Origin of the sequence: Nocardia sp. CY15, assembly GCF_009829295.1 — a bacterium.
Lineage (GTDB): Bacteria > Actinomycetota > Actinomycetes > Mycobacteriales > Mycobacteriaceae > Nocardia > Nocardia sputi.
The window spans coordinates 22,141-49,105 of the sequence record NZ_VUOT01000042.1 but is presented as its reverse complement, the minus strand read 5'-3'; the positions used below and the strand labels follow the sequence as shown (position 1 = coordinate 49,105).

The 26,965-nt window shown below is 65.8% G+C and carries 29 protein-coding genes and 2 pseudogenes; 12 read left to right on the top strand and 19 right to left on the bottom strand.

Annotated elements, in window-relative coordinates; all coding sequences use genetic code 11:
- The first annotated feature begins 199 nt into the window (after positions 1-199).
- The gene (locus GVY39_RS30165; protein ID WP_159930313.1) at positions 200-772 is read left to right on the top strand and encodes a TetR/AcrR family transcriptional regulator; all 573 of its coding nucleotides are present in this window, start codon (positions 200-202) and stop codon (positions 770-772) included.
- A gap of 310 nt (positions 773-1,082) precedes the next feature.
- Positions 1,083-1,274: pseudogene (locus tag GVY39_RS30160) on the top strand (pantetheine-phosphate adenylyltransferase); the annotation flags it as partial.
- A 342-nt stretch (positions 1,275-1,616) separates the two neighbouring features.
- Here the strand turns inward: GVY39_RS30160 and GVY39_RS30155 are convergent.
- The 7 genes from GVY39_RS30155 to GVY39_RS30125 all read right to left on the bottom strand — a co-directional run bounded on the left by GVY39_RS30155 (position 1,617) and on the right by GVY39_RS30125 (position 8,705).
- Complete coding sequence (locus GVY39_RS30155; RefSeq protein ID WP_159930311.1) at positions 1,617-2,681, bottom strand: S-adenosylmethionine:tRNA ribosyltransferase-isomerase; 1,065 nt, start codon at positions 2,679-2,681, stop codon at positions 1,617-1,619.
- Between the two features lie 152 nt (positions 2,682-2,833).
- Positions 2,834-2,986 carry a hypothetical protein gene (locus tag GVY39_RS30150; RefSeq protein WP_159930310.1) on the bottom strand — a complete coding sequence of 51 codons (153 nt, stop codon included), beginning with the start codon at positions 2,984-2,986 and terminating at the stop codon, positions 2,834-2,836.
- Positions 2,987-3,473: 487 nt separating this feature from the next.
- Positions 3,474-4,937, bottom strand: coding sequence for a DHA2 family efflux MFS transporter permease subunit (locus GVY39_RS30145; RefSeq protein ID WP_236565755.1), 1,464 nt, complete (start codon positions 4,935-4,937; stop codon positions 3,474-3,476).
- 5 nt (positions 4,938-4,942) lie between these two features.
- Positions 4,943-5,557: an NADPH-dependent FMN reductase gene (locus GVY39_RS30140; protein ID WP_159930308.1), complete on the bottom strand. Its 615-nt coding sequence runs from the start codon at positions 5,555-5,557 to the stop codon at positions 4,943-4,945.
- A 281-nt stretch (positions 5,558-5,838) separates the two neighbouring features.
- Complete coding sequence (locus GVY39_RS30135; RefSeq protein ID WP_159930307.1) at positions 5,839-7,425, bottom strand: carboxylesterase/lipase family protein; 1,587 nt, start codon at positions 7,423-7,425, stop codon at positions 5,839-5,841.
- Between the two features lie 172 nt (positions 7,426-7,597).
- The gene (locus GVY39_RS30130; RefSeq protein WP_201295401.1) at positions 7,598-8,104 is read right to left on the bottom strand and encodes a MarR family winged helix-turn-helix transcriptional regulator; all 507 of its coding nucleotides are present in this window, start codon (positions 8,102-8,104) and stop codon (positions 7,598-7,600) included.
- 169 nt (positions 8,105-8,273) lie between these two features.
- Positions 8,274-8,705 (bottom strand): serine hydrolase, encoded by a 432-nt coding sequence (locus tag GVY39_RS30125; RefSeq protein ID WP_255466325.1) that lies wholly within the window; start codon positions 8,703-8,705, stop codon positions 8,274-8,276.
- Positions 8,706-9,098: 393 nt separating this feature from the next.
- On the opposite strand from GVY39_RS30125, the gene GVY39_RS30120 reads away from it, so the two are divergent.
- The 4 genes from GVY39_RS30120 to GVY39_RS30105 are packed head-to-tail and all read left to right on the top strand — an operon-like array spanning position 9,099 to position 11,383.
- Positions 9,099-9,431 carry a PadR family transcriptional regulator gene (locus GVY39_RS30120; protein ID WP_159930305.1) on the top strand — a complete coding sequence of 111 codons (333 nt, stop codon included), beginning with the start codon at positions 9,099-9,101 and terminating at the stop codon, positions 9,429-9,431.
- 2 nt (positions 9,432-9,433) lie between these two features.
- On the top strand, positions 9,434-9,793 hold the full coding sequence (locus tag GVY39_RS30115) for a DUF1048 domain-containing protein (protein ID WP_159930304.1): 360 nt from the start codon (positions 9,434-9,436) through the stop codon (positions 9,791-9,793).
- Between the two features lie 10 nt (positions 9,794-9,803).
- Positions 9,804-10,610, top strand: a complete 807-nt coding sequence (locus GVY39_RS30110; RefSeq protein WP_159930303.1) for an ABC transporter ATP-binding protein — start codon at positions 9,804-9,806, stop codon at positions 10,608-10,610.
- Positions 10,611-10,621: 11 nt separating this feature from the next.
- Positions 10,622-11,383 (top strand): ABC transporter permease, encoded by a 762-nt coding sequence (locus GVY39_RS30105; RefSeq protein WP_159930302.1) that lies wholly within the window; start codon positions 10,622-10,624, stop codon positions 11,381-11,383.
- A 107-nt stretch (positions 11,384-11,490) separates the two neighbouring features.
- Here the strand turns inward: GVY39_RS30105 and GVY39_RS30100 are convergent, their stop codons facing one another.
- Positions 11,491-12,201 (bottom strand): cation transporter, encoded by a 711-nt coding sequence (locus tag GVY39_RS30100; protein WP_159930297.1) that lies wholly within the window; start codon positions 12,199-12,201, stop codon positions 11,491-11,493.
- Complete coding sequence (locus GVY39_RS30095; protein WP_159930296.1) at positions 12,201-12,530, bottom strand: helix-turn-helix transcriptional regulator; 330 nt, start codon at positions 12,528-12,530, stop codon at positions 12,201-12,203. Before GVY39_RS30095 ends, GVY39_RS30100 begins: the two co-directional genes overlap by 1 nt.
- A 274-nt stretch (positions 12,531-12,804) precedes the next feature.
- Here GVY39_RS30095 and GVY39_RS30090 point away from each other — a divergent pair, with 274 nt between their 5' ends.
- Positions 12,805-13,641: an alpha/beta fold hydrolase gene (locus GVY39_RS30090; protein ID WP_159930295.1), complete on the top strand. Its 837-nt coding sequence runs from the start codon at positions 12,805-12,807 to the stop codon at positions 13,639-13,641.
- Between the two features lie 146 nt (positions 13,642-13,787).
- Here the strand turns inward: GVY39_RS30090 and GVY39_RS30085 are convergent, their stop codons facing one another.
- Positions 13,788-14,084: a hypothetical protein gene (locus GVY39_RS30085; protein ID WP_159930294.1), complete on the bottom strand. Its 297-nt coding sequence runs from the start codon at positions 14,082-14,084 to the stop codon at positions 13,788-13,790.
- Positions 14,085-14,477, bottom strand: a complete 393-nt coding sequence (locus GVY39_RS30080; protein WP_255466324.1) for a heme-binding protein — start codon at positions 14,475-14,477, stop codon at positions 14,085-14,087.
- A gap of 60 nt (positions 14,478-14,537) precedes the next feature.
- On the opposite strand from GVY39_RS30080, the gene GVY39_RS30075 reads away from it, so the two are divergent.
- Positions 14,538-15,569: a DUF2293 domain-containing protein gene (locus GVY39_RS30075; RefSeq protein ID WP_236565752.1), complete on the top strand. Its 1,032-nt coding sequence runs from the start codon at positions 14,538-14,540 to the stop codon at positions 15,567-15,569.
- A gap of 12 nt (positions 15,570-15,581) precedes the next feature.
- Here the strand turns inward: GVY39_RS30075 and GVY39_RS30070 are convergent, their stop codons facing one another.
- Positions 15,582-18,908: a protein kinase gene (locus tag GVY39_RS30070; protein ID WP_159930291.1), complete on the bottom strand. Its 3,327-nt coding sequence runs from the start codon at positions 18,906-18,908 to the stop codon at positions 15,582-15,584.
- 327 nt (positions 18,909-19,235) lie between these two features.
- Between GVY39_RS30070 and GVY39_RS35440 the strand changes: the two are divergent.
- A pseudogene (locus GVY39_RS35440) lies at positions 19,236-19,355 on the top strand (three-helix bundle dimerization domain-containing protein); the annotation flags it as partial.
- Between the two features lie 27 nt (positions 19,356-19,382).
- Here the strand turns inward: GVY39_RS35440 and GVY39_RS30065 are convergent.
- Complete coding sequence (locus GVY39_RS30065) at positions 19,383-19,784, bottom strand: hypothetical protein (protein ID WP_159930290.1); 402 nt, start codon at positions 19,782-19,784, stop codon at positions 19,383-19,385.
- Positions 19,785-19,848: 64 nt separating this feature from the next.
- On the opposite strand from GVY39_RS30065, the gene GVY39_RS30060 reads away from it, so the two are divergent.
- Positions 19,849-20,439 carry a DUF3558 family protein gene (locus GVY39_RS30060; protein WP_159930289.1) on the top strand — a complete coding sequence of 197 codons (591 nt, stop codon included), beginning with the start codon at positions 19,849-19,851 and terminating at the stop codon, positions 20,437-20,439.
- An 18-nt stretch (positions 20,440-20,457) separates the two neighbouring features.
- On the opposite strand, the gene GVY39_RS30055 is transcribed toward GVY39_RS30060, so the two are convergent.
- The gene (locus GVY39_RS30055) at positions 20,458-20,811 is read right to left on the bottom strand and encodes a cupin domain-containing protein (protein ID WP_159930288.1); all 354 of its coding nucleotides are present in this window, start codon (positions 20,809-20,811) and stop codon (positions 20,458-20,460) included.
- A 120-nt stretch (positions 20,812-20,931) separates the two neighbouring features.
- Between GVY39_RS30055 and GVY39_RS30050 the strand changes: the two genes are divergently transcribed.
- Positions 20,932-21,930 carry an aldo/keto reductase gene (locus tag GVY39_RS30050; RefSeq protein ID WP_201295399.1) on the top strand — a complete coding sequence of 333 codons (999 nt, stop codon included), beginning with the start codon at positions 20,932-20,934 and terminating at the stop codon, positions 21,928-21,930.
- Between the two features lie 97 nt (positions 21,931-22,027).
- Here the strand turns inward: GVY39_RS30050 and GVY39_RS30045 are convergent, their stop codons facing one another.
- Entirely contained in the window at positions 22,028-23,269 is a 1,242-nt protein-coding gene (locus GVY39_RS30045; RefSeq protein WP_159930287.1) for an oxygenase MpaB family protein, read from the bottom strand.
- Between the two features lie 599 nt (positions 23,270-23,868).
- Between GVY39_RS30045 and GVY39_RS30040 the strand changes: the two genes are divergently transcribed.
- The gene (locus GVY39_RS30040; protein ID WP_159930286.1) at positions 23,869-24,183 is read left to right on the top strand and encodes a hypothetical protein; all 315 of its coding nucleotides are present in this window, start codon (positions 23,869-23,871) and stop codon (positions 24,181-24,183) included.
- Between the two features lie 49 nt (positions 24,184-24,232).
- Here the strand turns inward: GVY39_RS30040 and GVY39_RS30035 are convergent, their stop codons facing one another.
- The 4 genes from GVY39_RS30035 to GVY39_RS34805 form a co-directional block, all read right to left on the bottom strand.
- Positions 24,233-24,433 (bottom strand): hypothetical protein, encoded by a 201-nt coding sequence (locus GVY39_RS30035; protein WP_159930285.1) that lies wholly within the window; start codon positions 24,431-24,433, stop codon positions 24,233-24,235.
- A 60-nt stretch (positions 24,434-24,493) separates the two neighbouring features.
- Entirely contained in the window at positions 24,494-25,114 is a 621-nt protein-coding gene (locus tag GVY39_RS30030) for an AAA family ATPase (protein WP_201295398.1), read from the bottom strand.
- Between the two features lie 81 nt (positions 25,115-25,195).
- A complete protein-coding gene (locus GVY39_RS30025) occupies positions 25,196-26,434 on the bottom strand; it encodes a PepSY domain-containing protein (RefSeq protein WP_159930284.1) in 1,239 nt (412 codons plus the stop codon).
- Positions 26,435-26,620: 186 nt separating this feature from the next.
- A complete protein-coding gene (locus GVY39_RS34805) occupies positions 26,621-26,827 on the bottom strand; it encodes a hypothetical protein (protein ID WP_223516885.1) in 207 nt (68 codons plus the stop codon).
- Between the last annotated feature and the right edge of the window lie 138 nt (positions 26,828-26,965).

Sequence of the window (26,965 nt, the reverse complement as noted above, 5' to 3'; positions counted from 1 at the left end):
ACACCAGACCGACGGCCATTCACCCGCAACAATATTCACTCACCCCGGCACCACCAAACCCAGCACAGCCAACTCCGCCGACAACTCACAAGCGGCCACGGCTGACGACAGTTTCCGGACGCTCACTAAGAGAACCGAATGGTCTACTCCGGCTCGCCGCTAGGCTGGATCGCCTGTACTGAGGGGAAGAGAGAGGCTCATGGCTGCGGATGCGCGACGGCGCTTGATCGAGAGCGCGATCGAGCTGATCCGACGTCGAGGGGTGGCAGGCACCGGGGTGGCCGATCTGCTCGAGCACAGCGGCACCGCACGGCAATCGATCTACAAGCACTTTTCCGGCGGAAAGACCGAGTTGATCGAGGAGTCCGTGCGGACCGCGGGGGCCTGGATCGAGCAGATGATCGAACAGATGGCCGAGACCCTCTCGCCGCAGGAAATGCTGCAGGCTTTCGTCGAGTACTGGAAATGGGTGCTGGTGACCAGCGACTACCAGTCCGGATGCCCGATCGCCGCCGCGGCATACGGCGGAAGCGAAGCACCTGGCGTCCGGGAGTTGGCCAGCCAGGCATTCCGGCACTGGGAGCACCACCTGGCCGAGAAAGCCATCGCACAGGGCATACCCGCCCGTACCGCCCAAGGCCTGGCGACCACGACAATCGCGGCGATCGAGGGCGCAGTCATGATGTCGATCGCAGACCACAGCATCGCACCCCTCAACCGCACCTACGACCAGCTCCGCCACCTGCTCCAGAACCATCTCGAAGCGCCGTGATCACGCCACCATCAAGCGCCTGCGACAAACGTCGGCAAACGGAAAAACGGAACTGGCGCAGCACAGTTTCACCCGAGACGATGACCATGCCCGCGCTGACCCACAAGACCCGTCCGCCCCAAGACCTCACGCACATAACAACGGCACTCCGGCGACGGGAGCCGGTTCTCGAGCACAGCCCGGTCAGCACCTCACCGCCGTCCAGCCCGAACGGTGTTCCTCCTTCCGCCGAGATCCGTCATCGCGATTCGACCGCGAACCAACCCACCAGTCGGACGGAAACCGGCAGCTCCCGGCCCTGCTCTGCGGCGACTTCGACTACGAGCGATCCATGGCACGTATGAACCACCCACTCACCGGCGTGGACACGGTCTTTATCGCCAGCGACCCGGCTTACGGGTTCGTGTCCAGCTCGTTGGTCAAGGAGGTCGCCGCGGCAGATGGCGACCTCACCGGCCTGCTGCCAGCGCCGGTGCGTAGTCGACTGCTGAAGCGGCTGTAGGTTCAGCCGATCGCTACGGAGACCCCCTCCTACCCTTGTCAGTCAGCAGAATCGGAGGTCCAGTCATCAGTGAACGATTGATTGCGGTGTGACACCAATATTACGAATGAACGTGCTTTCGCCTGGCGATGTCGTTCTAGCACTCTCACACGGGGAACGGTTGGAGAGCTGGCGGGACAGCGAGCTCGGCTTTCTGGGCGATGACAACTACGGAGGCTACTGATCCGCGGCACCGAATCGCGAACTCGGAGCTTGTCGGTCGGAGCCAGGACCGCACGCAAGACCGGCAACGACTGCCCGCGCTCGAAGTTGGTCGTGATGTGCGCGGAGTGCGCGATGCGGCTATAAAATCAGCATGCTGTCGCCGAACATGTCGAACTCATATCCGCCGTTCTCCAAGATCTCGGAGCAGGAGCGCATAACAAGATCTTTGCCGGCGAAAGCGGCAGTTAATACGATATGGCTGGACCGTGGCCGGTGGAGGTTCGTCAGAAGTGCGTCCACGACCTTGAACTGGAATCCGGGATAAATATAGAGATCGGTCCACGCCGCCTGAGGCCGAATAGCGGCCTTGGGCTCGTTGCGGACTGCCAGTGACTCGAGAGTTCGCATGACCGTCGTGCCAACAGCGACGATGCGTCGCTTCTCGGCTAGGGCTCGATTGATTTTCGCGGCGGACTCATCCCCGACCTCGAAGAATTCGGATCTCACGTTGTGGTCCTCGACCTCCTCCGTGCCGATATGACGAACTGCGAGGATTTCAGTGGCCCCTACATGCAGGGTAATGTATGCAAGCTCGACCCCCTTGTCGGCGATGCGATTCAGCAACTCTTCAGAGAAATGAAGGCCCGCCGACGGAATCTCCAGCGAACCAGGTTTCTCGGCGTAAACCGAGCGATAAGCCTCTGGCGTCGTCCGCCAGTATGTCGGGTCCAAGTGAATTGTCTCGTCGATGCGCCGCCCGTATCGATCAAGTGCCTGCGTCAATCGCTCGGCGGACTCGAACTTCACTCTCCAGAGCTGGCCGGGCTGTGATTCGAGTAAGGCACATGTAAGCAGGCTGTCGTCGATTGATGTCAGGGTCATCCCCGGCTCCAATCGTTGCCCGGCCTCCATTTTGACAATGGTCGCGCCGTCAGGCTCATGACCGTAAACGATCACGTCCACAGTTTCGTTACAATACCGAAAAGATAGCGTATTGGACATCATATAGCTATCATTCAATACCAGTAGATCACCCGGCCGAAGATAGTTGTAAATAGTCGAAAATACCGTGTGCTCGATCGTCGCCGTAGAACGTTCGAGCACGACCATCCTTCCGTCCTCACGACGTTTGCCGCGCAACTCGACAGTATCGGATGGCATAACCCTTTCCCCCGGATCGAAATCAAATTCTGAAGTCTTCATGATTCGTCATCCTCCTAGTGTGCCGTGATTCCGCTTTGCTTACCAAGGGGTTCGTGATTTGGTCGAGTCAGGCGGTGATGCAGGCCAGGTGTGGGTCATCGGAAAAATCGCGGACGAGATCGAAACCCGCGTCCCTGGAGCGAGACTCAGTACTAGGCATGGTTGTCGACGAGTTTCCGGAAGCTGGCATAGGGAAGAGCCCCTTCGGCCATGATCTCGCCGACGATGTAGCTCCACACGAACGGCACGGCCGTGGCGTTCCATCGGGTGATGCAGTCGCGGATCTGCGTGATCAGCACCTCCACCGGGCTGAAGAATGCCGCAGCGAAGCGACTGCATCCTTGCCCGTAATCAATTGTAGCCCTTCGTGTTTGGTTTCCAATGAGGATCGGCCGAAAATGCGCCGACATGCGCCGACATGCTCGAAGAGCTCAGACGTCGTACGCCACAGAGGATTCGCCACGACAGCATGGCCAGCGTCGACGTAGCTTCCGACGGTCCGCCGCGTCCTCGTAGTCTGAGCAGCGATAACGCGGAACATTCGGCAGCGAAACATATTTCGAGCTCCGCTGCGGCACTGCTGGTCGGCAGAGGCGGCGTTTCCGTGTCTGACTCGAACTACAGCCTCGAAAGCCGGGCTGTCGTCTCACTCGTCAATCGGGTCGTCAGCACAAGCGACTCCGAGGGCAGGACAGATTCCGGACTGGAATCTTACGACCGTCAGCGTGGTGGTCCGACAACGGGTGGCAGCTGTTCGGCCCACGGCGGCAAGATACTCGTCACCGGCGATGATCAGCGACCACAGCCAGCCGACCGGCGCGGTAGCAGCAAGGCCGGAATCAACGCGAGCGCGATCACGACCGGAGCGATCAGATAGGTGTGCTGGAACGCCTCGGCCAGGGCGGGAGCGATCTCGGTGCGCTGCGCCGGAGCCATGCCGTGCAGCGCTTGCAGGCCGCCGGTCACCGGGAGCAGCGCGCCCAGGATGACCGAGGACACCGCGGTGCCGACCGCCAGGGCGGTGGTGCTGATCATGTTCAGCACCGTCGATCCCGCCGGCTGATCCGCCCGGCTCAGCGACCGGGTCGCGGTGGTCATTACCGGCATCATGGTGCCGCCGCCACCGGCGCCCATGAGCAGCATGCTCGCGCCGAGCGCCCAGTACGGCGCGTCCGCGTCCAGCTGGACGATGAACAGCACGAAACCGGTGAGGGTTACCGTGATCGATACCGGTAGGTAGCGGCCGGGCGGAATCCGATCGATCAACCGGCCCGCTACCTGCATGGTCAGACCGGAGGCCAGCGCGAGCGGGATACCCAGGGCGCCTGCCACCAGCGCTGATTCGCCACGAGCCACCTGAAAATACAGGGGCAGCAACAGCATCGAACCGAAGTAGCCGCTCGCGAACAGGGCCAGCAGCAGCGCGGAGGTGCCGCTGATCCGGTTGCCCAGCACCCGCAGATTCAGCAGCGGCTGCGCGGTGGTCAGCGATCGGTGCACGAAGGCGGCGATGAGCCCGACCCCGGCCAGCAGCGGGATCAGCACGGCGGGTGTGGCGAATCCGGCCTGCTCACCCGCCGCGGTCACCCCGTAGATCAGCAGGGCCAGGCCGGGCGACATCAACAGGAGTCCGGGCAGGTCGAGCGCGTGCCGCGGTTCCGGCGGATCGTCGGGCACGATCCGGGCGGCCAGGACCAGCACCAGCGCACCCATCGGCAGATTGATGAAGAACATCCACCGCCACGACACCTCGTCGATCAGGTAGCCGCCGATCACGGGCCCGAGCAGCGGGCCGACCAGAATGGCCAGACCCAGGGTGCTCATCAGCCGTCCGAGCCGATCCGGCCCGGCCGCGCGCAGCAGGATCGTCATCGCGACCGGCATGAGCAGCCCGCCGCTGGCGCCCTGCACGACCCGGAAAGCGAGGAGCGACTCGATGTTCCAGGCGAGCCCAGCCAGCATCGAGCCGGCCGCGAAGGCGGCGATCGCGGTCAGGTACAGCCGTTTGGCGCCGAACCGGCCGACCAGCCACGCCGAGGTCGGCACCACGGCGCCGAGCGCGAGCGAATAGCCGGTCGCCACCCACTGGATGGTGTTCAGGCCCGCGTCGAACTGCGCGGACAGCGCGTTGATCGAGACATTGACGATGGTCTGGTCCAGTGTGGCCATGATCGTACCGAGCACCAGCACCAGGACGATCGTCATCGGGTTGCGGGCGGCGACCGGCGACGCGGGAGCCGTTGCGGTAGTGGCCACGGCCCTCACGCCCCGTACGGGTTGGCGGCACGGGCGGCGCGCAATGCCTCACCCCACCAGGTCAATTGCTTCAGCAGGGCCTTGGTGGCGGTGGCCGCGTCGGTCGGTTCGGCCAGCTCACCCGCGTCGTCGAATCGGCGCCACGGGTTCGTGAAGCTGACGGTGTCGCGGAGAGTGACCGCGTGCAGTTCGGCGAAGACCGGCCGCAGGTGTTCCACCGCGCGCAGACCACCGGAGATGCCGCCGTAGGAGACGAAACCCACCGGCTTGGCCTGCCATTCGACGTGATGTTCGTCGATCAGATTCTTCAGTGCCCCCGGGTAGCTGTGGTTGTACTCGGGCGTCACCACCGCGAACGCGTCCGCGCGGGAGAGCTTTTCAGCGGTCTCCGCCCGTGACGGGTGATCGGTGACCGCACCGAAGGCGTGCGGCAGCGCGACCTGTCGGGTATCGACGATCTCGACCTCGAGGGTGTCGTGGCGCCGGAGCTGACCGACGAACCAGTCCGCGATGGTCGTGCCGAACCGGCCTTCCCGGGTGCTGCCGACGACGACCGCGACCCGCAGCGGAGCCGGGACCCGACCGTGCGGCCCTCCGGTATCGACGTGCCAGTTGCTCATGAGGCCCCTCCTTTGGACGATCGCACCAGCGTCGGCGCTCTTCACAGCCTCCAACCTCAACCAATCTTCGGGTCAACCCTCCTGTGATCGAGGCCACATCACCCAGAGCTCAACCAGCTGGTGATCGCCCATGTGCTGCCCGAGGCACGAAATCCGCATTGCCGGACCTCCACCTGAATCCCTCCGCAGATACCGACCTGCGCGTCCCGGCCTAGAACTTCGTTGCTTCGTGCCATTGCTACCCGGAGGGCCGGCCGTGAGAAGCCTGAGATCCGGTCACCCTAGCCGATGCGGCTGATGCCCGACCATAGGTCGCAGTGGTGTTGGTGGGCGAAGGAGTCTGCGACAGTGATGTTGTCGCTGCCGAGTTCGAGGGTTGTGTCCGAAGTCGACGGCCATGGGGTGAAGGCTTGCGTTTCGGGGTTGCCGGTGTGGGCGAATTGTGCCCAGCTTTGCTGCATTTGCCGGGAGAGGCGGTCCGCTGCGGGCGGTAGCGGGATGGGCACACCCAACAGTCCTGAGAAGACGTAAGGCACTTCGGCACCGTGAAAGGCCCCGGGCAGGAGCGGGTTTCGCCCCACGAGCGCATCGTTGAACTGGTATTGCCATACTCGAGCACCGCCGCGACGGGCTGCTTGCGTGGTGAACAGCGCTGGACAAGCGAAGAAACCATCGGTGATCACGTGCTGCTTGGCCTCGGCCGCGGTCGCGAAGGCCGATACGGGGTATCGCTGCAGAACGCGATCGGCGTTGCCGGTGAAGAGTTCCTGAGCCCAGCTCACGTAGTCGGCTGAATCCGGCACTGTAGCGCGAGCGTAGTCGAGCAGGGCGAGGAAGGTCGCACCTTCGTCGGCGTTGCTGCCGACGACAAGCGGAATGTCGCGCACGGCCCCATCGGCCAGGGCGTTCTCCGGCGGGGTGGTGACGACGACGTCGTCGCGCACCGGGGTCCATGTGACAGCCATCGTGTGCAGAGTTGTCGTGGGAGAATCCAACATCCGGTCGGCCGGCAATGCCCGCAGGCACGTCAGGCGAGTTGCGGCCTCGGCGCAGCCGAGACTGGCGGCGTACTCGGCTGATCGTTGATAGGCCTGTTCTTTCGAAGCGGGCGCGAGGGGACTGCGTGCGCAGGAACCGCTTTGGATGATGGCTTTGGCATAGAGACCGCGGGCGGTCGGTGACGCCAGTTGCGTGCAGACGCTCATGCCTCCGGCGGATTCGCCGAACAGGGTGATGTTGTCCGAGTCCCCACCGAAGGCAGCGGCGTTGTCGCGGATCCATCGCAATGCCGCTTGCTGATCCAGGGTGCCGTAAGTTCCGGTGACACCACCCTCGCCCGCGGCGAGTTCGGGTAAGGCCAGGAAACCGAACGGACCGAGTCGGTAATTGGGGATCGCGACGATGACCTGGCCATCCCGGACGAGCCGGGCGGGTGAGTCGTACTGGGCATTGGACCCCAGGACGAATCCACCGCCGTAGAACCACACCATGATCGGAAGTTCGCTCGCGGCGGGATGTTCCGGGACATAGACATCGATGGTGAGGCAGTCCTCGCTCGCGGGTTGCACCGCCGGAATCCACGGCAACGGAGATGATTGCGGGCATTGCGGACCATGCGCAGTGGCCGCGAGCACACCCGTCCATGGCGGGGCCGGCTTCGGCGGCGCGAAACGGTTGACGCCCGCGGTGGAGGCCCCGAACGGGACTCCGAGATACTCGATCATCCCGTCGACGCGCGCGCCTCGGATCACTCCACCGGAAACACTCGTAGCCGGCCCTTCGTCGGCGCCGGCCAGACCGGCGGCGGAGCAGCTGACGACACCGAAGATCGAGACCACGACCGCGACCAACCACCGTAATGGGCTCACACGCTGGGATCTCCCGACGCTGAACGGCATGAGAACACTCCTGCACACCTGAGGTCAACGTCTGACACATCGCCGAGGCACCGACCTGAGGTCATCTACTTTTGTGACAAAAGCAAGTTACTAGGCGGACGTCGAGCGTGGGGAGGAATCGGACGAATCGGATCGCGGACGGCTATTCGGCGTCGGGACCACTCGTCAAAATGGCCAGCAATCGCTGCAACGCGGGCAGTGCGGACGCGATCGCAGCTCGGTCGGAGGCCGGGAGCCCGTCGAGAGCTTCCCGTAGCATCGCGGCGCTGGCTCGGTCATACCGGCCGAGCAACTGCCGTGCCCGAGCGGAGGCCATCAGTATCGCGCCACGCCGGTCCGAAGACAGCGGCTTGCGATCGAGCAGCCCCGCTTCAGCCATCGCCTTGACAAGGTTGCTGATCGTAGAGGGCGCCATCCGGAGTTCGCTCGCGGCGCGGGTGGGTGTCAGGCCGTCGGTGGCCACCAGCAACCGCAGTAATTCGATTTGAGGTTCCGGCAGGTCCGGCAAACCTTCGGCGGCCCGCGTGCGATGCAGCACCGCACGCCGCAACGGCCCGAGCAGGGCGCTGAGCTGAGCCTCGAAATCGGGCTCCGGCATCGATCGAGCCCGCACGGCGATGGCGTCCATGAACTCATTGTGCACTTGCATCAGACAAGCACCCGCCGGTTCGCTGCTTGGGACAAGTTGCCGATCTGTTCGGCTCGTCGCCGGCACACGGAACGGCCCGGCCGAGTTCAGCGAGCTCGGCCGGGTCCAGTTCGTGTTCTACCTGATGTAGGGCCCGTGACGTGTCCGCGTCGCCGGTGTGCGGCGCCGGCTAGTGCGTCGGCGCGGCCGGGGCGGAAGGCACGGTTCGGCCGTCGCCGAACACCTCGTCGACCAGGCGTTGCGTCGCCTGCTGGAACGGCACCGCCAGTGAGAGCGCGGCATCGTCCACGTAGTTCAGCGCGGCGGTCAGCGTCTTGCTGCCGTCGGGGGTGCTGAACATCATCGCCGCGTGGCCCGCGGCGCCGCCGTTGTGGGTGATAACGGTGCCGCCCAGACCGGTCTTCTGTACGAAGACCCCCAGGCCGTAACCCATGTTCGGGATGGGCGTCGGGTGCGGGGTGCACATCCGGTCGAGCAGCTCCGCAGGCAGGAGCTCGCCGCTCATCAGTGCGGAGATGAACGTGTGCAGGTCACGGGTGGTCGAGATCATGTCACCGCCGCTGGAGATCCAGGAGGGGTTGTGGCGGGTGACATTGGGGATGATCCTTCAGCTGGGCCTTTGCCGCATGCAGACTCGGCGTGCCGAGGCTGGGCTTCCACGTCCGGACTGGGCCCTTCCGCCCGTGGGTCTTGCACGCGGACCGCGCAGTTCGGCGGCGAGCGAGACCGGCGTGTGCCCTACGCCCGCTGAGGGGCGAAGCGGAGCGGGAAGTGCGGGCGTTCCATGCGCTCACTGGGCAGACACAAGTCGGGCTCGGGGGCATCCATACAGAACTGGCTTGCATGTACGTATATGTCTACTTATAGTGGGGATACGACATGTACGTACACATATACATATATCCGAGTCGTGACAACGAGGACTTGCTTGACAGCTACTAAGTGTTACTATCTACTAGTACTCAGCAACACTGAGTAGCTGAAGGGAGTGTTCATGGGCAAGCAAGAGACGGAGATGCTCAAGGGAACGCTGGAAGGCATCGTGCTGGCGATCCTTTTCGGCCGCCCCGCGTACGGCTACGAGATCACGGCATGGCTGCGGGAGCAGGGCTTCTCCGATATCGCCGAGGGCACCATCTATGCCCTGCTGGTCAGGATCGAAAAGCGCGGCTTGGTGGATGTGGAGAAGGTTCCCTCGGAGAAGGGGCCCCCGCGCAAGGTGTATTCGCTCAACACGGCCGGACAGGAATATCTCGCCGAGTTCTGGAGGACCTGGAGCTTCCTCGCTGAACGGCTCGAACAGCTCCGCGAAAAAGGAGGCAGATAGTCATGGATATCTCGGATCTCACCTCGAAGGTGGTCGGCGACCTCGGCGACAAGCGGCGGTGGCGGCAATACAAGTCGCGCGCTAAGCAGCTTCCCCCGAGTTATCGCACTGCGGTCGAGGCTTTCGAGCGATACCTGATGTACGGCGGAGCGGGGGGCGGCGGAGTCTCGATGTTCGAAGACCTCGTCGATCTGTTCGAGCAGAGCGCGGCCGATCGAACCCCGATACGCGAGATCGTCGGAGAAGACCCCGTCGAGTTCATCGAGATTTTCGCGCGCAACTACCACGAGGACTCCTGGCTCAACCGGGAACGAGCACGGCTGAACAGCGCCATCGAGCGCGCCGCCGGAGAAGGAAAGTAGGACCCGTCCGATGACGACACAGCAAGCTCCGGCGATCCATGTGCAGGGTCTGGAGAAGTCCTACGACAAGCTGGAGGTGCTGCGCGGCGTCGACTTCGATGTCGAGCGGGGCAGCATCTTCGCCCTGCTCGGCTCGAACGGAGCCGGCAAGACCACCGTCGTGAAAATACTGTCCACGCTGCTCAAAGCCGACGCGGGCACAGCCAGGGTCAACGGCTTCGACGTCGCGGGCCAAGCGGGCAACGTACGGGAATCCATCAGCCTCACCGGGCAATTCGCGGCGGTCGACGAAATACTCAGCGGCCGGGAAAATCTCGTGCTCATCGCCAAGCTGCGGCACCTGAAAGACGCGGACACGATCGCCGATGACCTGCTCGAGCGTTTCTCGCTGACCGACGCGGCCACCCGGAAGGTCTCGACGTACTCCGGTGGCATGCGCCGCCGCCTCGACATCGCCATGAGCCTCATCGGGAACCCGCCGGTCATCTTCCTCGACGAGCCGACCACCGGACTCGACCCCCAGGCCCGCATCGAGGTGTGGCAGGCGGTCAAGGAACTCGCCGAGCACGGCACCACGGTGCTGCTCACAACCCAATATCTGGACGAGGCAGAACAACTCGCCGACCGGATCGCGATCCTGCACAAGGGCCGGATCATCGTCAACGGGACTCTCGCCGAGCTCAAACAACTCCTCCCGCCCGCCGAAATCGAATACGTCGAGAAGCAGCCGAGCCTCGAAGACGTCTTCTTCGCCATCGTCGGTGACGAAGGCAGCGACAGCGCCCCCGGCGACGACCGCAGCGCGGCACGGACCTAGTAAGGAAAACGATGACCACGCATTTCTTCACCGACACCGCCCTGCTGTTGGGCCGGTCCCTGCGCCACATCGCGCGCAGCGCCGACACCATCATCACGACCACGATCATGCCGATCGCGTTCATGCTGTTGTTCGTCTACGTCTTCGGTGGCGCGATCGACTCGGGATCGGATTCCTATGTGCAGTATCTGCTGCCCGGAATTCTGCTCATCACCGTCGCTTCGGGCATCGCCTACACCGCGTTCCGACTCTTCCTGGACATGAAAAGCGGCATCTTCGAACGATTCCAATCCATGCCCATCGCACGTTCGTCGGTTCTCTGGGCGCACGTGCTGACCTCGCTGGTCGCCAACCTGATCTCGCTCGTGGTCGTCGTGCTCGTCGCCCTGCTCATGGGCTTCCGATCAGGGGCCGGAATACTGGCCTGGCTCGCCGTCGCAGGCATTCTGATCCTGTTCACCCTCGCGCTGACCTGGATCGCGGTCATCCCCGGCCTGTCCGCGAAGACCCCCGACGGCGCGAGCGCCTTCTCCTACCCGCTGATCTTCCTGCCGTTCATCAGCTCGGCCTTCGTGCCCACCGAGACCATGCCCGGCCCGCTGCGCGCCTTCGCCGAAAACCAGCCGGTGACCTCCATCATCAACGCCATCCGCAACCTGTTCACCGAGCAGCCGGTCGGCAACGACATCTGGATCGCTCTCGGCTGGTGCGTCGGAATCCTCGTCGTCGCCTACCTCTTCGCCATGACCACCTACCGCCGCAAAATCTCCTGAGCTATCGGCCACGGCCGGTCAGGGTAGCCGTCGGTCCCGGCGATCGCCGGGACCGACGGCTGTCTTTTTCGTGGCATGGCAGGTTCTTTCACCGGGATTCGGGATTGTCAGTGGCAGCAGTCGCAGTCGTGGCCGGCGGTGCGGTCGGTGGCGCCGAGCGCGACCGGTGCGGGACAGCAGGTGTCGCCTTTCCAGGCCTTGACGCCTTCGCGCACCGCGATCACCGCGATCACCAGCGCGGCGATCGGGTCGGCCCACGACCAGCCGAACAGGCTGTTGAGCAGCAGCCCGGCAAGCAGCACCGCCGACAGGTAGGTGCACAGCAGGGTCTGCTTGGAATCGGCGACCGCGGAGGCGGAGCCGAGTTCGCGTCCGGTGCGGCGTTGCGCGGCTGACAGCACCGGCATGATGACCAAGCTGGCGGTGGCCAACGCGATCCCGATCGGGGAATGCTGCACCTGCCCGATACCGGCCAGCGCTCGGATCGAGTCGACGGTGACGTAGGCGGCGAGAGCGAAGAAGGAGAACGCGACGATCCGTAGCGCGATCTTCTCCCGCTTCTCCGGATCGCGGCCTGCGAACTGCCATGCCACCGCAGCCGCGGAGGACATTTCGATCACCGAGTCCAGCCCGAACCCGATCAACGCCGTTGAGGACACCCGTGCGCCCTCGCTCAGGGCGATGGCAGCCTCGATGACGTTGTAGGAGATCGCGCCCGCGACCAACCAGCGAATCCGCCGCGCCAGGACCGCTTTGCGATCCGAGCTCGGACCGAGCGCGACCGCCGACGGCAGCGAGGGCGTACCGGGCGAAGACATCAGCAGCACGCCTCCGCATCGGCGTCCGGGCAGCAGGCCGGGTCCACCGCCAGCACCAGCCCCAGCAGGTCCTCCAACGCGGCCGCGATCCGGGCGTCGGCCAACTCGTAACGGCTGCGACGACCTTCCGGCACCGCAACAACCAGCCCACACCCGCGCAGGCACGCCAAATGGTTCGACAAGATCTGCCGCGACACCCCGATCCGCTCGGCCAGATCCGACGGATACCCCGGCGCCTGGCTCAGATTGAGCAGGATCTGGGTGCGGGTCGGGTCCGACAACGCGTGCCCGAAACGGGCCAGCGCGTCACGGTGCAGCACGGTTTCCACGCTCCAATAGTACAGATTTTCCTGTATTCAGATGGAACTGGATCATACGACCGGCTCGAACCGGCGTTGTCCAAGATGAATCTCGAGAACGAAAGTTATCCACCGTATCCAATTTCGCGCGCCTGATCAGAACGAACCGGCAGCGCCGGCACGTCCCGAACGGCGACGCTCCTCGAGCGTGGCCGAGCACTGCGGGCCAGGCGTCATTCCGTGTCAGTGGCCGTGTAAGGCTGGTGTCAGGGTGTTGTCAGGTCCGCCGCCGAGAGTGGTCGTCATGACGAACAACAGCACTTTCTCGACCAGTTCGAAGTGGACCGGCATGGTCACGGTCGACGATACGGCCTTGGCCGTCACCGACACCGGCGGTTTCGGTATCCCGGTGGTCTACCTCAACGGCCAGTTCGCCACTCAGGGGTACTGGCGGAAAGTCATCGCCGAACTCGGTCCCGGCTTCCGGCACATCACCTACGACGAGCGGGCACGCGGCAAATCACGGCGCTCGGCGGACTACTCCTTCGAAGCCGCCGTCCGGGATGTCGATGCCGTCCTGGCGGCCAGGGGTGTGGACCGGGCACTGCTGGTGGGCTGGTCCTACGGGGCAGTCGTCGCCGCACACTGGGCCAACCGCAATCCCGCCCGTGCCCTCGGCGCGGTCTTGGTCGACGGCGCCTTCCCCTACGACTGGCTCGACTCGGCCATGGAGCAGCGGATTCGCAAGCTGTTCAGACGGCTGAGCTTGTTCACCCCGCTGCTGCGCCCGACCGGCCTGACCCCGCGGATGACGGCCGAACAGATGGCCGACAGCAACATCGAACTCGGCAGGCTCTCCCGCGAACGCGAACTGGGGCCCGTGCTCGAGGACATCACCGTTGCGGTGCGGTATGTGGTCGCCTCGGGGACGTCCTTCGGAAGCCGCGGTGACGAGCAAGAACGGATCCGCGCCGGCCTCGACGCGGTGACCACCCGCAACCCGAACATCCAGATCAGCGCGAAGGTCCCCAGCAACCACGGCGCCCTCCTGCGCAAGGACTTCCGCGCCATCGCCGAGGCCGTACGCGAGACCGCAGCGGTCGCCCATGACCCGGACAGTGCGCCGAGCGAAGCGCTCTAGGATCTCGACCCGCGCGGCAACAGCCGTGTCAGGCGGCGCCGACGGATCGGCGGTCCGGTGCTCGTTGCCCGATCACCGGTTCCCGCCGATCCGGCGCAGGCGAATCGCGGTGGCGAGACCGCTGTGGGGCCTGGCGAGCCGGTGCGCTACGGGATGTAGACGATGCGGTCGTCCGTCTCCGCGTTCCACGTCTCGGCGACCTGGGCGAGGGGCACGGGACGTGCCCGCACGTCGATCGCGCCGGTGTGCACCGCGACGGCGAGTTCCGGCAGTTTCGCGAGGAAGTCGCGGGAGGAGACCGAGCCGATACCGCTACCGCAGATCTGCAACCGCGACGCGTGCAGCAGCGAGGAGTCGACGGGAATCGTCTGACCGGCGACGGATCCGATCGCGACAACGGCGAGTCCGAGGCACCGGCTGGTGACCGCCGACAGGACGGACACTCAGCCCGGCAGGGCGGCCGCCGACGCGATCTTGTGATCGACGATCGGGGTTGTCGCGCCGGATATTCCGAGTGCACCGATCACGCCCCCACCCGCTCGTATGAGCACACCGCCACCGTGTGGAACGAACGGATCGGGCGAGGACACCGCACCGGGCAACAGATGACCGGGGTCGTTGAGCGGGGCCATCTGAATGGTGTCGAACCCTAGCGCGATCGCGGCCGCCGCCTTGCGTTGGGCGGAGTCGATGGTGGGCGGCGGGGCGCCGGACATGCGTGCGAATGCGATCAGATCGCCGCTGGCGTCGACCACTGCGATCGTGACAGCTTCCCCGCGGACGGCCGCGGCTCGGCGGGCGGCGGCAACCACGGAATCGGCACGGTCGAGCGAGATCGTCTTGGGTCAAGAATGACCTACCGAGCGCACCCGCGGCGTGCGCTAGGGTTCGAACCCGTGTCCAAGCTGCGGCGGCGAGTGGTCGAGGCTGCGGAAGCAACGCTGGCCCAACGCAAATACGTGTCGGCGGTCGATATCTTCGCCGTTCTGGGGTGGGTGCGATCCAGCCATATCGATCGCTGGCGCCAAGGGCAGGTGCTGTCGTTGGAACGAGTCACGGCCGTCGACGGGCGGCGAATGAAAGAGGCGGCCGAACTGCTGAGCGAGTGGGCCCGCGAACACGGGCTCACCGCGAGCACAGCGGCGTATCTGTCGGGCGCGCGCGATCGCCAGGCGCTGCGATTCGTCGACGACGGTGACGAGGAGGCGTTCCGCGTGCACTGGCTTTCGGCGGAACTCAGCCCGGCCCGGCGCGAACAGATCGTCCAACGCCAGAACCGGCCCCCGGACCTCACGGTGGTCGAGGCCACGCAGCCGTGGACATGCGCCGAATGCGCCGAAACCGGCCCCTACCTGATCACCTCCGCGGCCGGACCGCTGTGCCTGACCTGTTCGGACCTCGATCATCTGGAATTTCTGCCCGCCGGGAACGCGGCGCTGAGCCGGCGCGCCAAGAAGGAAAGCGCCCTCGCCGCCGTCGTGGTCCGCCTCAACCAGCGTCGCAAACGCTACGAACGGCTGGGCATCCTCGTCGAGGAAGCCGCCCTCACCCGTGCCGAGCAACAGTGCCTGGCAGACGACGATGCCCGCACCCGCCGCCGCGAGCGCGACCGCGCCCGCCGCGCCGCCCAGGACGTCGAATACCACGCCCGCATGTCCGAGGAGATCCGCCGACTGTTCCCGGGCTGCCCCGCCGACCGCGCCACCGAAATCGCCGAACACGCCGCCGCCGGCGGCAGCGGCCGCGTAGGCCGCACCGCCGCGGCCAAACTTCTCTCTCCCGAAGCGCTCACCCTCGCCGTCATAGCCTCGATCCGTCACCGCGACACCGACTACGACCAACTTCTCATGACCGGCATCCCCCGCCCGGAGGCCAGGGCCCGGATCCGTCCCACCGTCGATCACGTCCTCGAAACCTGGCGCGGCTGACACGCCGGCGGGCTATAGCTGTGTCTGTTGGGCTTCCGCGACGATCCAGGCGGCGATTTGTGTGCGTGAGTTGAAGCCGAGTTTGGTCAGGATGTGTTCGACGTGGCCTTGGGCGGTGCGTTGGGAGATCATCAGTTTGGCGGCGATCTGCTTGTTGCTGAGTCCTTGGGCGACGAGGTCGGCGACCTGCCCCTCTCGCTTGGTCAGCTTCGTGGACCGGCCGGACGCGGACGACTTGCCGGTGGTCTGTTCCCCGAGCGCGTACGCGACTGCGGCGTCCATGCCCATTCCCTGGCCTTGCCGGAAGGCCGCGTCGAATCCGCGAGCGCCGAGGGCGCGACGCGTCGTTCGCTCACATTGCTCATGAAAGCGCGACATACTCCGCAAGACGGCCCGCACGCTGCTGCCCACCAGCCAGTGGCCCTGCGCGGCTCCCATCAGGACAGCAGCACGCTCGACGTCGCCGTGGTCGGCGACAGTCCAAGCCAGCGCCTCGAGACCGAACGCGACGACCACCGGGCTGTTCGGCCGCCGATTGACGCGCAACGCCTCCTCCAGCAACTGCCGGGCACGGTCCCGCTCACCTTGCTGCCAGGCGGCGACACCCAAGCCACGCAGCGCGGTCGAACGATAGAGCAGTTCGCCCTGCGCTTCGGTGATGGAAAGTACCTGGCCGTAATGTTCGCTCGCTCGTGCGACGTCGCCGCGCAGTTCGAACGACCAAGCGAGGATGGCCAGAGCGCTGACGTACAACTCTCCCGTCCGGTTGGAGCTGAGCATCTCGACAGCTCGTCCGAGGGCGGCCGATGCTTCGGCCACCTCGCCGCGAGCGAGGGCGACGACGCCGGCGGCGTAGGCGAGCTGTCCCTCGATGCTGGGGGTGGGGGTCTGCGCGGCGAGTGCTCGTCCCTCCTCCAGGAAGGCGGCGGCAGCCTGAAAATCTCCCTGTGGCGCGGCGACTTCGCAGGCGGCACGCAGGGCGCCGATGCGGTCGGGTATCGAGTGCGCGCGGGGGTGGGCGAGAACGCGGTCGATCCAGAAGCGGCCTTCGCCGTACAGGCCGCGAAAGCTCCAGAACTCGTGTAGCGCGGCGACGATGCGCAGCCCTGCTTCCGCCGCGTCCTCGGTGTCCTCGGACAAGCAGCATTCCAGCGCTTCGCGCAGGTTGGATTGCTCCCGCTCCAGTCTGGCGATCCACTCGGGCTGCCAAGGGCTGATCCACCCGGCTTCGGCGTCGAGCGCCAATTGCTGGTACCAAGCGCGGTGCCGTCGGCGCAGCTCGCTGTCCTCACCGGACTCACGCAACTTTTCCCGACCGTATTCGCGCAGTGTCTCGAGCATCCGGAAACGCACCACCGCGTCGACTTCCTCCCGGATCAGGATCGACTTGTCCACCAAGGAGGTCAGCGCATCCAGCGGACTTCGCTCGGCGTCTGCGACCGCCTGCTCGCAGGTGAGGCCGGTGCCGCAGATCTGTTCGGCGGCGTCGAGTTCGAAGTTGCCCGCGAACACCGACAGTCTCGCCCACAACCGCTGTACGGCTGGACGGCACAACTCGTAACTCCAGTCGATACACCACTTCAGCGTCTGCTGCCGAGGTGGGGCGGTGCGGCTGCCGCGGGTCAGCAGCGCGTACCGGTCGGTGAGCCGGGCCAAGATCTGATCAGGTGACATCGTGCGCATCCGTGCGGCGGCCAGCTCGATCGCCAGCGGCACCCCATCCAAATGGGCACAGATCCGGGTCACGGCGGATTTGTTGTCCTCGTCGATTTCGAAGCCCGGTACCGCTGCCGCGGCGCGGTCGGCGAACAATGTCACCGCATCGAAACGAGGCATTCCTTGTAACGTCGGCTCCCGGTTGGGGTCCGAGACCGTCAGCGGCGGCACCCGCAGCACAGCTTCCCCGGCGATATTCAGTGGCTCGCGGCTGGTGGCCAGGATCCGCAGATCAGGACAGGTCCGCAGCGCCGTCTCGGTCAACGCCGCCACGGCCTCCACCATATGCTCGCAGTTGTCCAACACCAGCAAGGTCTCGCGTGAGCCCAGAAAGTCGATAACGATCTCGAGCAATGGCCTGGCCCCCGCGTCTCGCAAACCCAGGGCCGCCGCCACCACATCGACCAGCAGCGCTGGGTCGGACACCTCGGCCAGCTCGATCAGCCACACCCCGTCTTCGAAATCGCGGCGCGCACCGGCGGCGGCGCGCAACGCCAACCGTGTTTTGCCGACACCGCCGACACCGGTCAACGTCACCAGCCGCGACACCGACAGAAGATTCTTCACCTCGGACAGTTCACTGCGCCGGCCGACGAAGCTGGTCAGCTCGAGCGGCAGATTGCCACTACGGTCCCGCGCTGCCGCGGTCGGCCTGCGCCACCCCGGCAGTGGTGGCTTCTGCTCGGGATGGTCGAGCTTCTGGTCGTGCGGCTCGTGATCGGCTTCGCTTCGCGACGCCATCTCCCCCACTGCGAACCCCAGGCGCCGCTGCACCTGCCGGAGAGTCTCGCCCAAAGCGGCGGCCGAGGGCCGTTCGTGGCGGTCGCGGCTCATCGCCGATTCCACCACCGCCGACACGTCCTCGGGAATATCGTCCTCTCGCAGGTCCGGCACCGGTTGGGTGGTGATCCGCACGAACTGCGCCACCATGTTCTCGCCGCCGCGCCGCTCGAACGCCGCATGCCCGGTCAACGCACAGAACAGGGTCGCGCCCAGCCCGTAGACATCCGCGGCCGGGGTCGGGTCGTCTCCCTCGAGGACCTCCGGGGCGGTGAACGCCGGTGACCCGGTCACAACACTCGCGGTCGTCCGGAACCCACCCGCGATATGGGCGATACCGAAATCGGTCAACGCGGGCTCGCCGTACTCGGTGAGCAGGATGTTGCCCGGCTTCACATCCCGATGCACGATATCCAGGCGATGCGCTCCTGCCAGCGCCCCGGCGATCCTGACCCCGAGCGCCAACACCTTCTCCAGCGAAAGCGGACCATTGGCGCGGATCCACGCATCCACCGAACCCAGCGGGTGATACGGCATCACCAGATAAGGCCGCCCGCTCTCGGTGGCGCCGGCCTCCAGCACGGTGACGATATTCGGATGCCCGGTCAACCGGCCCATCGCCCGCTGCTCCCGCACGAACCGCGCCTGATTGTCGGCGTCCAGTTCCGCGGACAGCACCTTCACCGCCACCGTCCGGTCCAACGTCGGCTGCCGACAGCGATACACCACCCCGAAGCCCCCGCGCCCGATCTCCACCGCGTCCTCGAAACCAGCCGCGCGCAGCTCCGCCGTGACAGGCCTCATCACCTCACGGCGCGTCCGCGGCAGATCGTCCTCGGTCATCGCGCGGCTGTTATCCCACCACCATGTCTCGAGAGACCGGCAACATGCGTTCACCTTTCGCCGAAGCCCAGCGTATCGCTGAAAACACCGGCGAAGGGCGACACCGCCCAAACAGCTACCGAGCTGGTCTTCCCGGCGAACTGAATCTTCAACCTAGCCACTATTGAGCGTGCCGTTGTATAGCGGTACATTGCTCGTGTGACGCTTAGGGCAGTCTCGGCGCGGTCGGTCCGCCACGAAGTCCCGGTTTGTGAGTGCTACATCCGGGGTCTTGCGACGCAGGGTAGGCGCGCTTCACGCACATGGTCACCGAACAGGGGCTGAGCGATGCAAAATGACGAGGTCAGGCAGATCGGGCGGGTGGTCACGCGACTCGCGAAGTGCCATCCGGAGCTCCCTTCAGAAACTGTCGCGGTGGTGGTGCGACGAGTCCATCAACGCTTCGGGGGAGCTTCGGTCCGGGATTTCGTTCCGTTACTCGTCGAAAGCCGTGCGAGCAGAGAACTGGCCGAGATCCCCAGACGCGACCCGTCCACTGACCACGCCGACCGGGCACAGGCGGGAATGTTCTTCGAGTTGCTCGTCGCGGAGGCCGAAGAACTGGACTCGTTCATCAAAGCGATGGCGCGGACAGGGGCGAATCCGGTGCAACACGCCACCGAATTGCGTCGGCTCCGGACCGAACTTCACGAAGTTCTGCGTTGCATCGCGCAGCTTCGCCGCCGCTTCCCTGGGATAGCCGCTGGGGGATCGTCCTCCGCGAGGGAAATAGCACCCGATGTCGCGGTTGCGACATAGAGCGCCGCGGCCGGGGAACCAAGCCTGCTCACCGACCCGACGAGTGGATCTGGAAACGCCGGATCCGAGCGTCGGCAATGCTCGATCCGTACGACTTCCGCCGGGGTCGTGTAACTCTGATGTGATCGAGCGGGAGGGGACGGTGACGCGAAAAGTGCGACGCGATCGGGCGTGGCTGGTCGTCGGGGCGGTCGTGGTGGCGGTGACCGGGTGCGACACTCCCGCTGCGACCGAACCCGCGGCCTCGCCGAGTTCGGCGACGACACCGGCGCTGGGGCCGCCGCCGTGGACGGTCGCGGAGCTGACCGATCATCCATGCGCGGTGCTGGGCCCCGACGAGATCGCCGGTTTCGTGCTCGACCCCCACGAGGTGCGCGCCGAGACCCCGCCGCAGGCGTTGCCGCGCTGCTCGTGGTTCTCGGTGCAGACGTCCCAGGCAGGCCGGTTCAACATCGGGTTCGCCCCGCGCAGTAGCGGTCTGACCGATCTGTCACAGCGCACGCGGCCCGACCCGCTCGAGACCGAGATCGAGATCGGGGGCCGCCGCGCCACCCTGCGACCGGAGATCCGCCCCGACGGCCGCAACGGCGGATGCGGCACCCACGTCTCGGTGCCCTCGGGCGGTTCGTTCCACCTCGGGATCGTCGCCCCCGGCATAGCCACGGGTGTCGACTGGGACGTGTGCGCCAAGACCGTCGCGGTGGCCACCGCCATCTCCGCACGCCTGCGCTGAACTCCGCCACCAGGCCGCCTACCCGGCCGGGTAGAAGACGAACAGTGTGCAGCCGGTCGTGGTCGCGGGCACGTGCCAGGACCCGGCCGGGGCGTGCAGGAACGTTCCGGCCGGGTAATCCCGCGCGCCGTCGTTGAACGTGCCCGCGACGACGTAGACCTCCTCCGGGCCGGGCTCATGGACGTCGCGGCGCGGCCACGACGTGCCCGGGTCCATCTCCAGCACGTTGGCGTGCGCGCCACCCGGTCCGGTCCAGAGGGGACGCAGACCGATTCCTGGAAAGAGTTCGCGGACAGGTGAATCGGCGACGAATACGGAGGTGTAGCCCTCGGCGGTGAACCTGCGCCGCCGCTTCCGCGACCAGGTGGGCACGACCCCGGGCACCTACCGGCGCACGTTCAGGAGGCCATAGCGCGGAGAGTGGACGCGGCGCCGGCTTACTGGCACTGCCACGGCCTGTCTACGGCCGCGTCGGCGAGGCATGCTGCACTCATGATGCGATATCGACTGTTCGGCCGAACCGGTCTGCGTGTATCCGAACTCGCGCTGGGCACCATGGCGATCGACGACATCGATGAATACCGGCGAATCGTGCACGTGTTCGCCGACGCCGGAGGCAACTTCATCGACACGGCCTCGGCCTACGGTGCGAGTGAGGAGATGCTCGGCACGGTGCTCGACGACCGCGACCGATTCGTCATCGGCACCAAGTACACGTTGACCCGCGATGCGAGCGACCCGAATGCCTCGGGCAATCACCGCAAGAACCTGATCAAATCGCTCGAGCAGAGCCTGCGACGCTTACGCACCGACTACATCGACGTGTACTGGGCGCACGTCTGGGACCGGCACACGCCGATCGAGGAAACGATGCACGCGCTCGATGACGTGGTGCGCGCCGGCAAAGTGCTGTACCTCGGCATCTCCGATGCCCCCGCATGGGTCGTGGCCCAGGCCAACACCCTGGCCGAATGCCGGGCCCGGACACCGTTCTCCGGCTTGCAGGTGCCCTACAACTTGCTGCAACGCGATATCGAAAGAGAACTGCTGCCGATGGCCGAGGCGTTCGGCATGACCGTGACCGCCTGGGCACCGCTGGCCCGCGGGATCCTGTCCGGCACCACAGGGCGACGCACCGACCCCGGCCGGTACACCGAACGGGAGCACGCCGCAGCCGCGGCTGTCGGCACCGTCGCGGCCGAACTCGGTGTGCCCCCGGCGCATGTGGCGCTCGCCTGGACCCGCCACCGGTCGCCCGCCGTCCTACCGATCATCGGAGTCAGCAGCGCGGCCCAGCTCACGCAGAACCTCGACGCCGCCGCCCTCGCGCTACCGGCCGACGCGGCAGCCACGCTGGAGGCGGCAGTCCCGTTCGAACTCGGATTCCCGCGCGATTTCATCGTCGAATGCGACCGGTCCGCACATGTTTACGGCGACACGGTGTCCAGGGTCGACGCCCGACCGATAGTCCCGTCCGGATACGGCGCATGATCTGGCACGGCCTACAGATTCCGCTGTTCTCGCCGCACGGAAGGTTCGACGAGCCGGTCAGCTACAGCGGCAGGCGAAATCGTTCACCACACCTGGGTCAGCGGGGTGGTCGGCTCATGTCTCGGTTCATCGTCGGGAGCTCGATGCTGATCGGCATTCGTAGTTCGGCCAGGTAGATCAGTGCTGCTTGACGAAGGAATTCGTCGAACAGCCAGTAGGCGTCCGGCGCGAGCGGGACCACGGGCAGCAGGCCTTCGCGCACGGCGATGAAAGGGCCCCAGCTCACCCGCAGCAGCGGGTCCCAGACCGGTTCCCTGGCGATGGCCAGCCCGTCGGCGATCTTGTCGCCGAGCAGGAAGCGGGTGAACGCGCCGAGCACCGGCTTGCTGAGAATGGCCAGGTCGAGGTTGACGCCCAGGCGCAGGAGCCGGTCGGCCAGTTTGGCGCCTTCCGGGGTCGGCGCCAGTATGGGATCCAGGACCTGCGCAGCCTGGGAGTTGGCCTCGGCCCAGGAATTGGGGATGTACTCGTCGCGGATGCCGAGCATGTGCGCGCAGACCTGCCACGAGTGCAGGAATGCCTCCGACTCGTGCGCCGGAATCGGCACCTTCCACGCGGTCAGGTGCCGCATGACGGTCGTCGGCAGGCTGTGCCAGGTGACCATCATGTCGTTCTGGCTGATGGGGATGTCCTCGTCGGCGGAGTGCACCCAGTGTGGGGACTGCGGCAGCAGATGACGCACTGCCGCGTGCACCAACCGGGTCTTGACGCAGGTGACGACCATCTCGCCATCGGGGCCGTAGGCATTCGCGGTTCCGATGTCGTAGCCGAGTTTCGCGGTCTTGAGGATGCGGTCCTTCAGATCGTGACCGCCCTTGGAGTAGTAGACCGCGCGCGCCTCCTTGGGAATGACCGTGCTCATCATGCCGCTGGCCAGCCCGTAGAGCACACCCAGATACAGTCCCCGCTTCTTGTTGAACTCGATCGCGGTGCCCAGCTTGCCCTGATCGGCCCAGGGTGGCAGCCGACGGGCGTACTCCATGAAATCCCGCAATTCCGACGGCAGACCAGCAGGCAACGGCTGACCGTTCCTGGTCCAGGTCCGCAACAACCCATTGATCATGGGGACTTCACCCCGGTCGATCAACGAAGCCACCAGCTCGTCGGCGTCGGGATCCCACACGGTCATCGGATCGGCCCCTGCACCGGTACCGGCCACCGAACCCTCCGGGGACCACGTCCACGGCTCCGCCCGTGCGGGACTCACCATCGCCAACGCGCCGAACGCACCCAACACGCCACCGGCCTTCAACGCGTTGCGCCTACTGAGGTCATCCATGTTTTCGCTACTCCTCATTGAGCCCGAGCGCGACCGCGATGATGCGACGAAAGTTGGCTGCGCTCGTTCCACTCCGTCGCAGAGTGATAAGAACAGTCATTAACTTATCAAGCAACCGCGCATGATGTCAGGACTTTCCGCAACTTGCTCGTACTTGACCTCCCCGCAATCCGAATCTGGCTCACTCGGTGGAATCATGCAGGTTGAACAGCACATCAGCGGCAATAATCGTTGGCTCACACCCGTCGGCGCCGTCGGGGAGGGCAAGGCGAGTTAGCGTCAACACGTCCGACCTCCAGTTACTGACAGGCACTAATAGACAGTTACATAGCTAGCAGATGACACCGCAGGTCTCGGTGCGGCACTTCCCGTGCTGTTCGAAGTACTGTTCGGGGTCGGCACGATCGCGGCGAGCGTCGAGATAGCGCTGAATCGGAAACCAGCGCGCGAACATTCGGGCTCGTGACGTCATCACGGCGGTCGGTGCCCGCTAGCGCCGACGCGGTGCATCGGGCCCGGTCGCGTCGGAAGCCATACCGGGAGTGCTGAGCGGACGTGTTGATGCGCGAGGGCGATGCGTACGGGGTTGGTTGACTCCTGTGGCGCTGCGGCCTATCTGTTCGTCGAACCGGGGCCGGGGAGAACAGCTCGGCAACCGCATCGACGAGGTGCGCCGTATCGCGGCGGGCCTGTTCTACCTGATCGGCATCCCGTTGAGCATCGCGACGCTGCCGCTCTGGCCACTCGGTGGCGGTGCCGGCGCAATGCGATCACGGCTCGGCTCTTGCTCCGCTGCGCGGACATCGGGCGCTGCTCGATCGGCTCACCCGATGACGCTGATCGGACTGACGACTTCGAGCCTGGTGGCTGTCGTGCCGCAGCGGCCGGCGCAGCCGGTTGCGGCGAATCGTTGACACAAAACGGGCCGGGCGGTTGTTCCGCCCGGCCCGTGTTCGATCGGTGTCAGCGATTGGCGTGGCTGTGCTCGCCGCCACGCACCTTGGCTTCGGTGGGCTGAGCTTCGGCGCCCTTGCGTCCGGCCGCGCTGGGATCGGCGGAGTTGCTGTCGCCGAAGCTGCCGGTGCTGGCCTGGCCGCCGCGGCGCGCCTGCTCCTCGGTGTCGGAACGGTTGCCGAACTGCCCGGGGTTGTTCTTGTCTGCCATCACTTGCTCCTTTCGGTAGCGGATGAAACCGACTGTGGCCCTTTGCGCCACATCCGCGTACTACCCGGCTCGGGGTAGGCGAATCAGCCTCGAGGCTTCTTCACACGATCGAAAAGAACTGTCCGGATAGGACTGCGGCGCGGACACGCCCGTTTCACGCCAAGCGGTGTTCGCCTGCGGCGAGGACACGCCGACTTCGGCGGCTGTCTGTTCCGCGTCGTGGTGCCCGGTGTCGATCGCGTGGCGGTCGAGGTCTCCGAGTCGCTCGAACGCGGTGTAGAGGCCGGTGATCGCGTCGATATCCTTCAGTTCGTGGTCGGCGCGCCGCTGCGCGCGTGACAACGTGATGTCCAGGTCGGGCCGCAGAACCACGTAAGACAGGGCCAGACCGTCGCGTTCGGCGGCCGCACGAAACGGCGGCAGGAACCACGGCCCGACGATTCCGTCGACCACGACGTCGTAGCCGCCGCGGGCGAACGTCGCGACGGTTGCGACGATCGCGTCCACGACCACTTCGTTCTGCCGTTGCGCTTCGGGCAGGTAGGGCAGGACGAATCCGGTGCGGATCGAGCGATAGAACAAGTCGGTCGTCACATGCACTGTCGGAACATGCGCGCCGGAGGCCAGGAGCTCGGCCACAGTCGTTTTCCCCGCGCCGGGCGGGCCGGTCAGGATGGTCACTGCACGGTTCCCGATCCGGAAGTTATCGGCGAATGCTCTGCCGCCGAGTGATCCAGCCCTCGCCGCAATTCGGATGAATGGCTATGTTCTCGCACGTTCGCGGCGGTGTCGGGTTCGACGCCGCAAGAGCCAGGTCGACAAGCCGGTGACAGCGAGCGCGAGCGGAGTCAGGCCGAAGGCCAGCCATACCAGTCGCCACCACCCGTTCACCATCCAGCCGAAGTGCGCGGGCTCGAAGACCTTGGCGTAGAGGGTATTCGCGAGCGGCCGGTCGTGGCTGGCGTCGACCACCTTGATGTCGGACTCGTCGTAGACGTTCACATACACCATGACGTCACCGCTGTAGAAGAGGCGGTGTTCGCGGGGCGAGTAGGCGCCGGCGACGGTGGCGCGATAGTACGGAGCGGCGTCCGTGGGTAGCAGCAGGTAGGCCAGTCGGCCCGGCGCGGCTCGGTGCACGATCGCACCCACCTCGCCGATGGGTATCGGCGCCCGGCCGGTGTCGACCGAACGCGGCACGAAGAACTTCTCGGCCCGAACGAGATTCGCGTTGCCACCGGTCGCGACGAGCCAGGCCCGCTGAACGGCGGGCAATTCGATGGTGATGCCGGTGATCCCCCACATCAACAGGAACGGCACGGCGAGGACGCCGATGACGTTGTGCAGATCGCGGTCGCGTGCGAAGCGGCCCTTCCGCCATCGGACGCGAAACCCGTGGCGCAGCCGTTTGAGCGACGGCCACCAGATGACCGCACCGGACACCGCGAGCGATACCAGCAGTAGGCCGAGCAAGCCCAGAATCATTGCCGCCCAGGTGATGTCGATGAGCGGAGCCTGGTTCTCCAGCATGGGTATCACGCCCGAGTAGCGCGCGCAGCCGAAGGCGCAGTCGTGCAGATTGACCAGCCAGCCCAGCACACCGTCGGTCAGGTTCGCCCGCTCGTTGATCCGCCCGGTACCCGGATCCACCGAGTACGCGGCGGTGTACTGCGCGTTACCGATGACGATCACACCGCCGTCCATGCCGACCCAGCCGACGTCGAAACCTGGATCGGTCTCCCGCACCAGCGTGACGGCTCGCTCGGTATCGATCACCGGCGGCGCGTCCGTGTGGTGATAGAAGGAGGCGTGCCGGGCTCGGAACAGTTCGGCGCGGTAGAGCAGGATCGCGCCCGACGTCGACTGGACGACAAGGACCACGCCGAGAATCAACGCGGACCAGCGATGTATCGAGATCAGTTTGCGCCGCAGCGGCTTTCGGGACCGCTTCGATCGGACGGCCCGCGGGCCCGGCTCGTGTACCACCGCCGTCGCATTCATAAGGGTAGGCTAACTTGAAAAGCAGGCCTTCCCAGCGTGGGCAGCAGGTCGACCGCCCGCCCTCGGCGTTCTTTCCGCCCTGCGGACCGGGCCGCACGCGCCCGACGCCCTCAGTCCGGCCGGGCACCGGTATCGGCATCGGCATCGGCATCGAGCCCCCGTGCCTACCTACGGCTTCGGCTCCCGTTAGCCGGCACACGGCGCGGCGAGCCTCGGGCGCGGTGACGTCCCACCCGCGCGGCGCGCACCGCGCTGATCCGGATCCTCCAGCTTCTCCGCGATGAGGGCGTCGAAGCCGCTCTCCGCGAAGACCTCCCGTGCCGCCTGGATCAGAGCCGCCCGGTTGCCGGCCGCCGCCTTCGGCCCCCTGTTCACACGGCGTGGCGAGGTCATCGGGCAAGGTTACCGGACCACCACCGACCAGCCGCATGCGCGCCGAACGCCCGGCTCGAACGGGCATGCGGCCGTGACGTGATCGCCCCGATCGACGCACAGCGGTGATTTCGCGCCTCTTCCCGGGGGGTTACCTGC

What these genes read in the sequence shown, in the direction of transcription:
- GVY39_RS30070 (WP_159930291.1), bottom strand. Translation starts at nt 18,908, where the DNA reads ATGACCGAGGACGATCTGCCGCGGACGCGCCGTGAGGTGATGAGGCCT.
- GVY39_RS34805 (WP_223516885.1), bottom strand. Translation starts at nt 26,827, where the DNA reads ATGACCTCGCCACGCCGTGTGAACAGGGGGCCGAAGGCGGCGGCCGGC.
- GVY39_RS30100 (WP_159930297.1), bottom strand. Translation starts at nt 12,201, where the DNA reads ATGTCTTCGCCCGGTACGCCCTCGCTGCCGTCGGCGGTCGCGCTCGGT.
- GVY39_RS30035 (WP_159930285.1), bottom strand. Translation starts at nt 24,433, where the DNA reads ATGGCAGACAAGAACAACCCCGGGCAGTTCGGCAACCGTTCCGACACC.
- GVY39_RS30025 (WP_159930284.1), bottom strand. Translation starts at nt 26,434, where the DNA reads ATGAATGCGACGGCGGTGGTACACGAGCCGGGCCCGCGGGCCGTCCGA.
- GVY39_RS30155 (WP_159930311.1), bottom strand. Translation starts at nt 2,681, where the DNA reads ATGAAGACTTCAGAATTTGATTTCGATCCGGGGGAAAGGGTTATGCCA.
- GVY39_RS30105 (WP_159930302.1), top strand. Translation starts at nt 10,622, where the DNA reads ATGACCACGCATTTCTTCACCGACACCGCCCTGCTGTTGGGCCGGTCC.
- GVY39_RS30090 (WP_159930295.1), top strand. Translation starts at nt 12,805, where the DNA reads ATGACGAACAACAGCACTTTCTCGACCAGTTCGAAGTGGACCGGCATG.
- GVY39_RS30130 (WP_201295401.1), bottom strand. Translation starts at nt 8,104, where the DNA reads ATGCAAGTGCACAATGAGTTCATGGACGCCATCGCCGTGCGGGCTCGA.
- GVY39_RS30140 (WP_159930308.1), bottom strand. Translation starts at nt 5,557, where the DNA reads ATGAGCAACTGGCACGTCGATACCGGAGGGCCGCACGGTCGGGTCCCG.
- GVY39_RS30120 (WP_159930305.1), top strand. Translation starts at nt 9,099, where the DNA reads ATGGGCAAGCAAGAGACGGAGATGCTCAAGGGAACGCTGGAAGGCATC.
- GVY39_RS30050 (WP_201295399.1), top strand. Translation starts at nt 20,932, where the DNA reads ATGATGCGATATCGACTGTTCGGCCGAACCGGTCTGCGTGTATCCGAA.
- GVY39_RS30115 (WP_159930304.1), top strand. Translation starts at nt 9,434, where the DNA reads ATGGATATCTCGGATCTCACCTCGAAGGTGGTCGGCGACCTCGGCGAC.
- GVY39_RS30165 (WP_159930313.1), top strand. Translation starts at nt 200, where the DNA reads ATGGCTGCGGATGCGCGACGGCGCTTGATCGAGAGCGCGATCGAGCTG.
- GVY39_RS30110 (WP_159930303.1), top strand. Translation starts at nt 9,804, where the DNA reads ATGACGACACAGCAAGCTCCGGCGATCCATGTGCAGGGTCTGGAGAAG.
- GVY39_RS30045 (WP_159930287.1), bottom strand. Translation starts at nt 23,269, where the DNA reads ATGGATGACCTCAGTAGGCGCAACGCGTTGAAGGCCGGTGGCGTGTTG.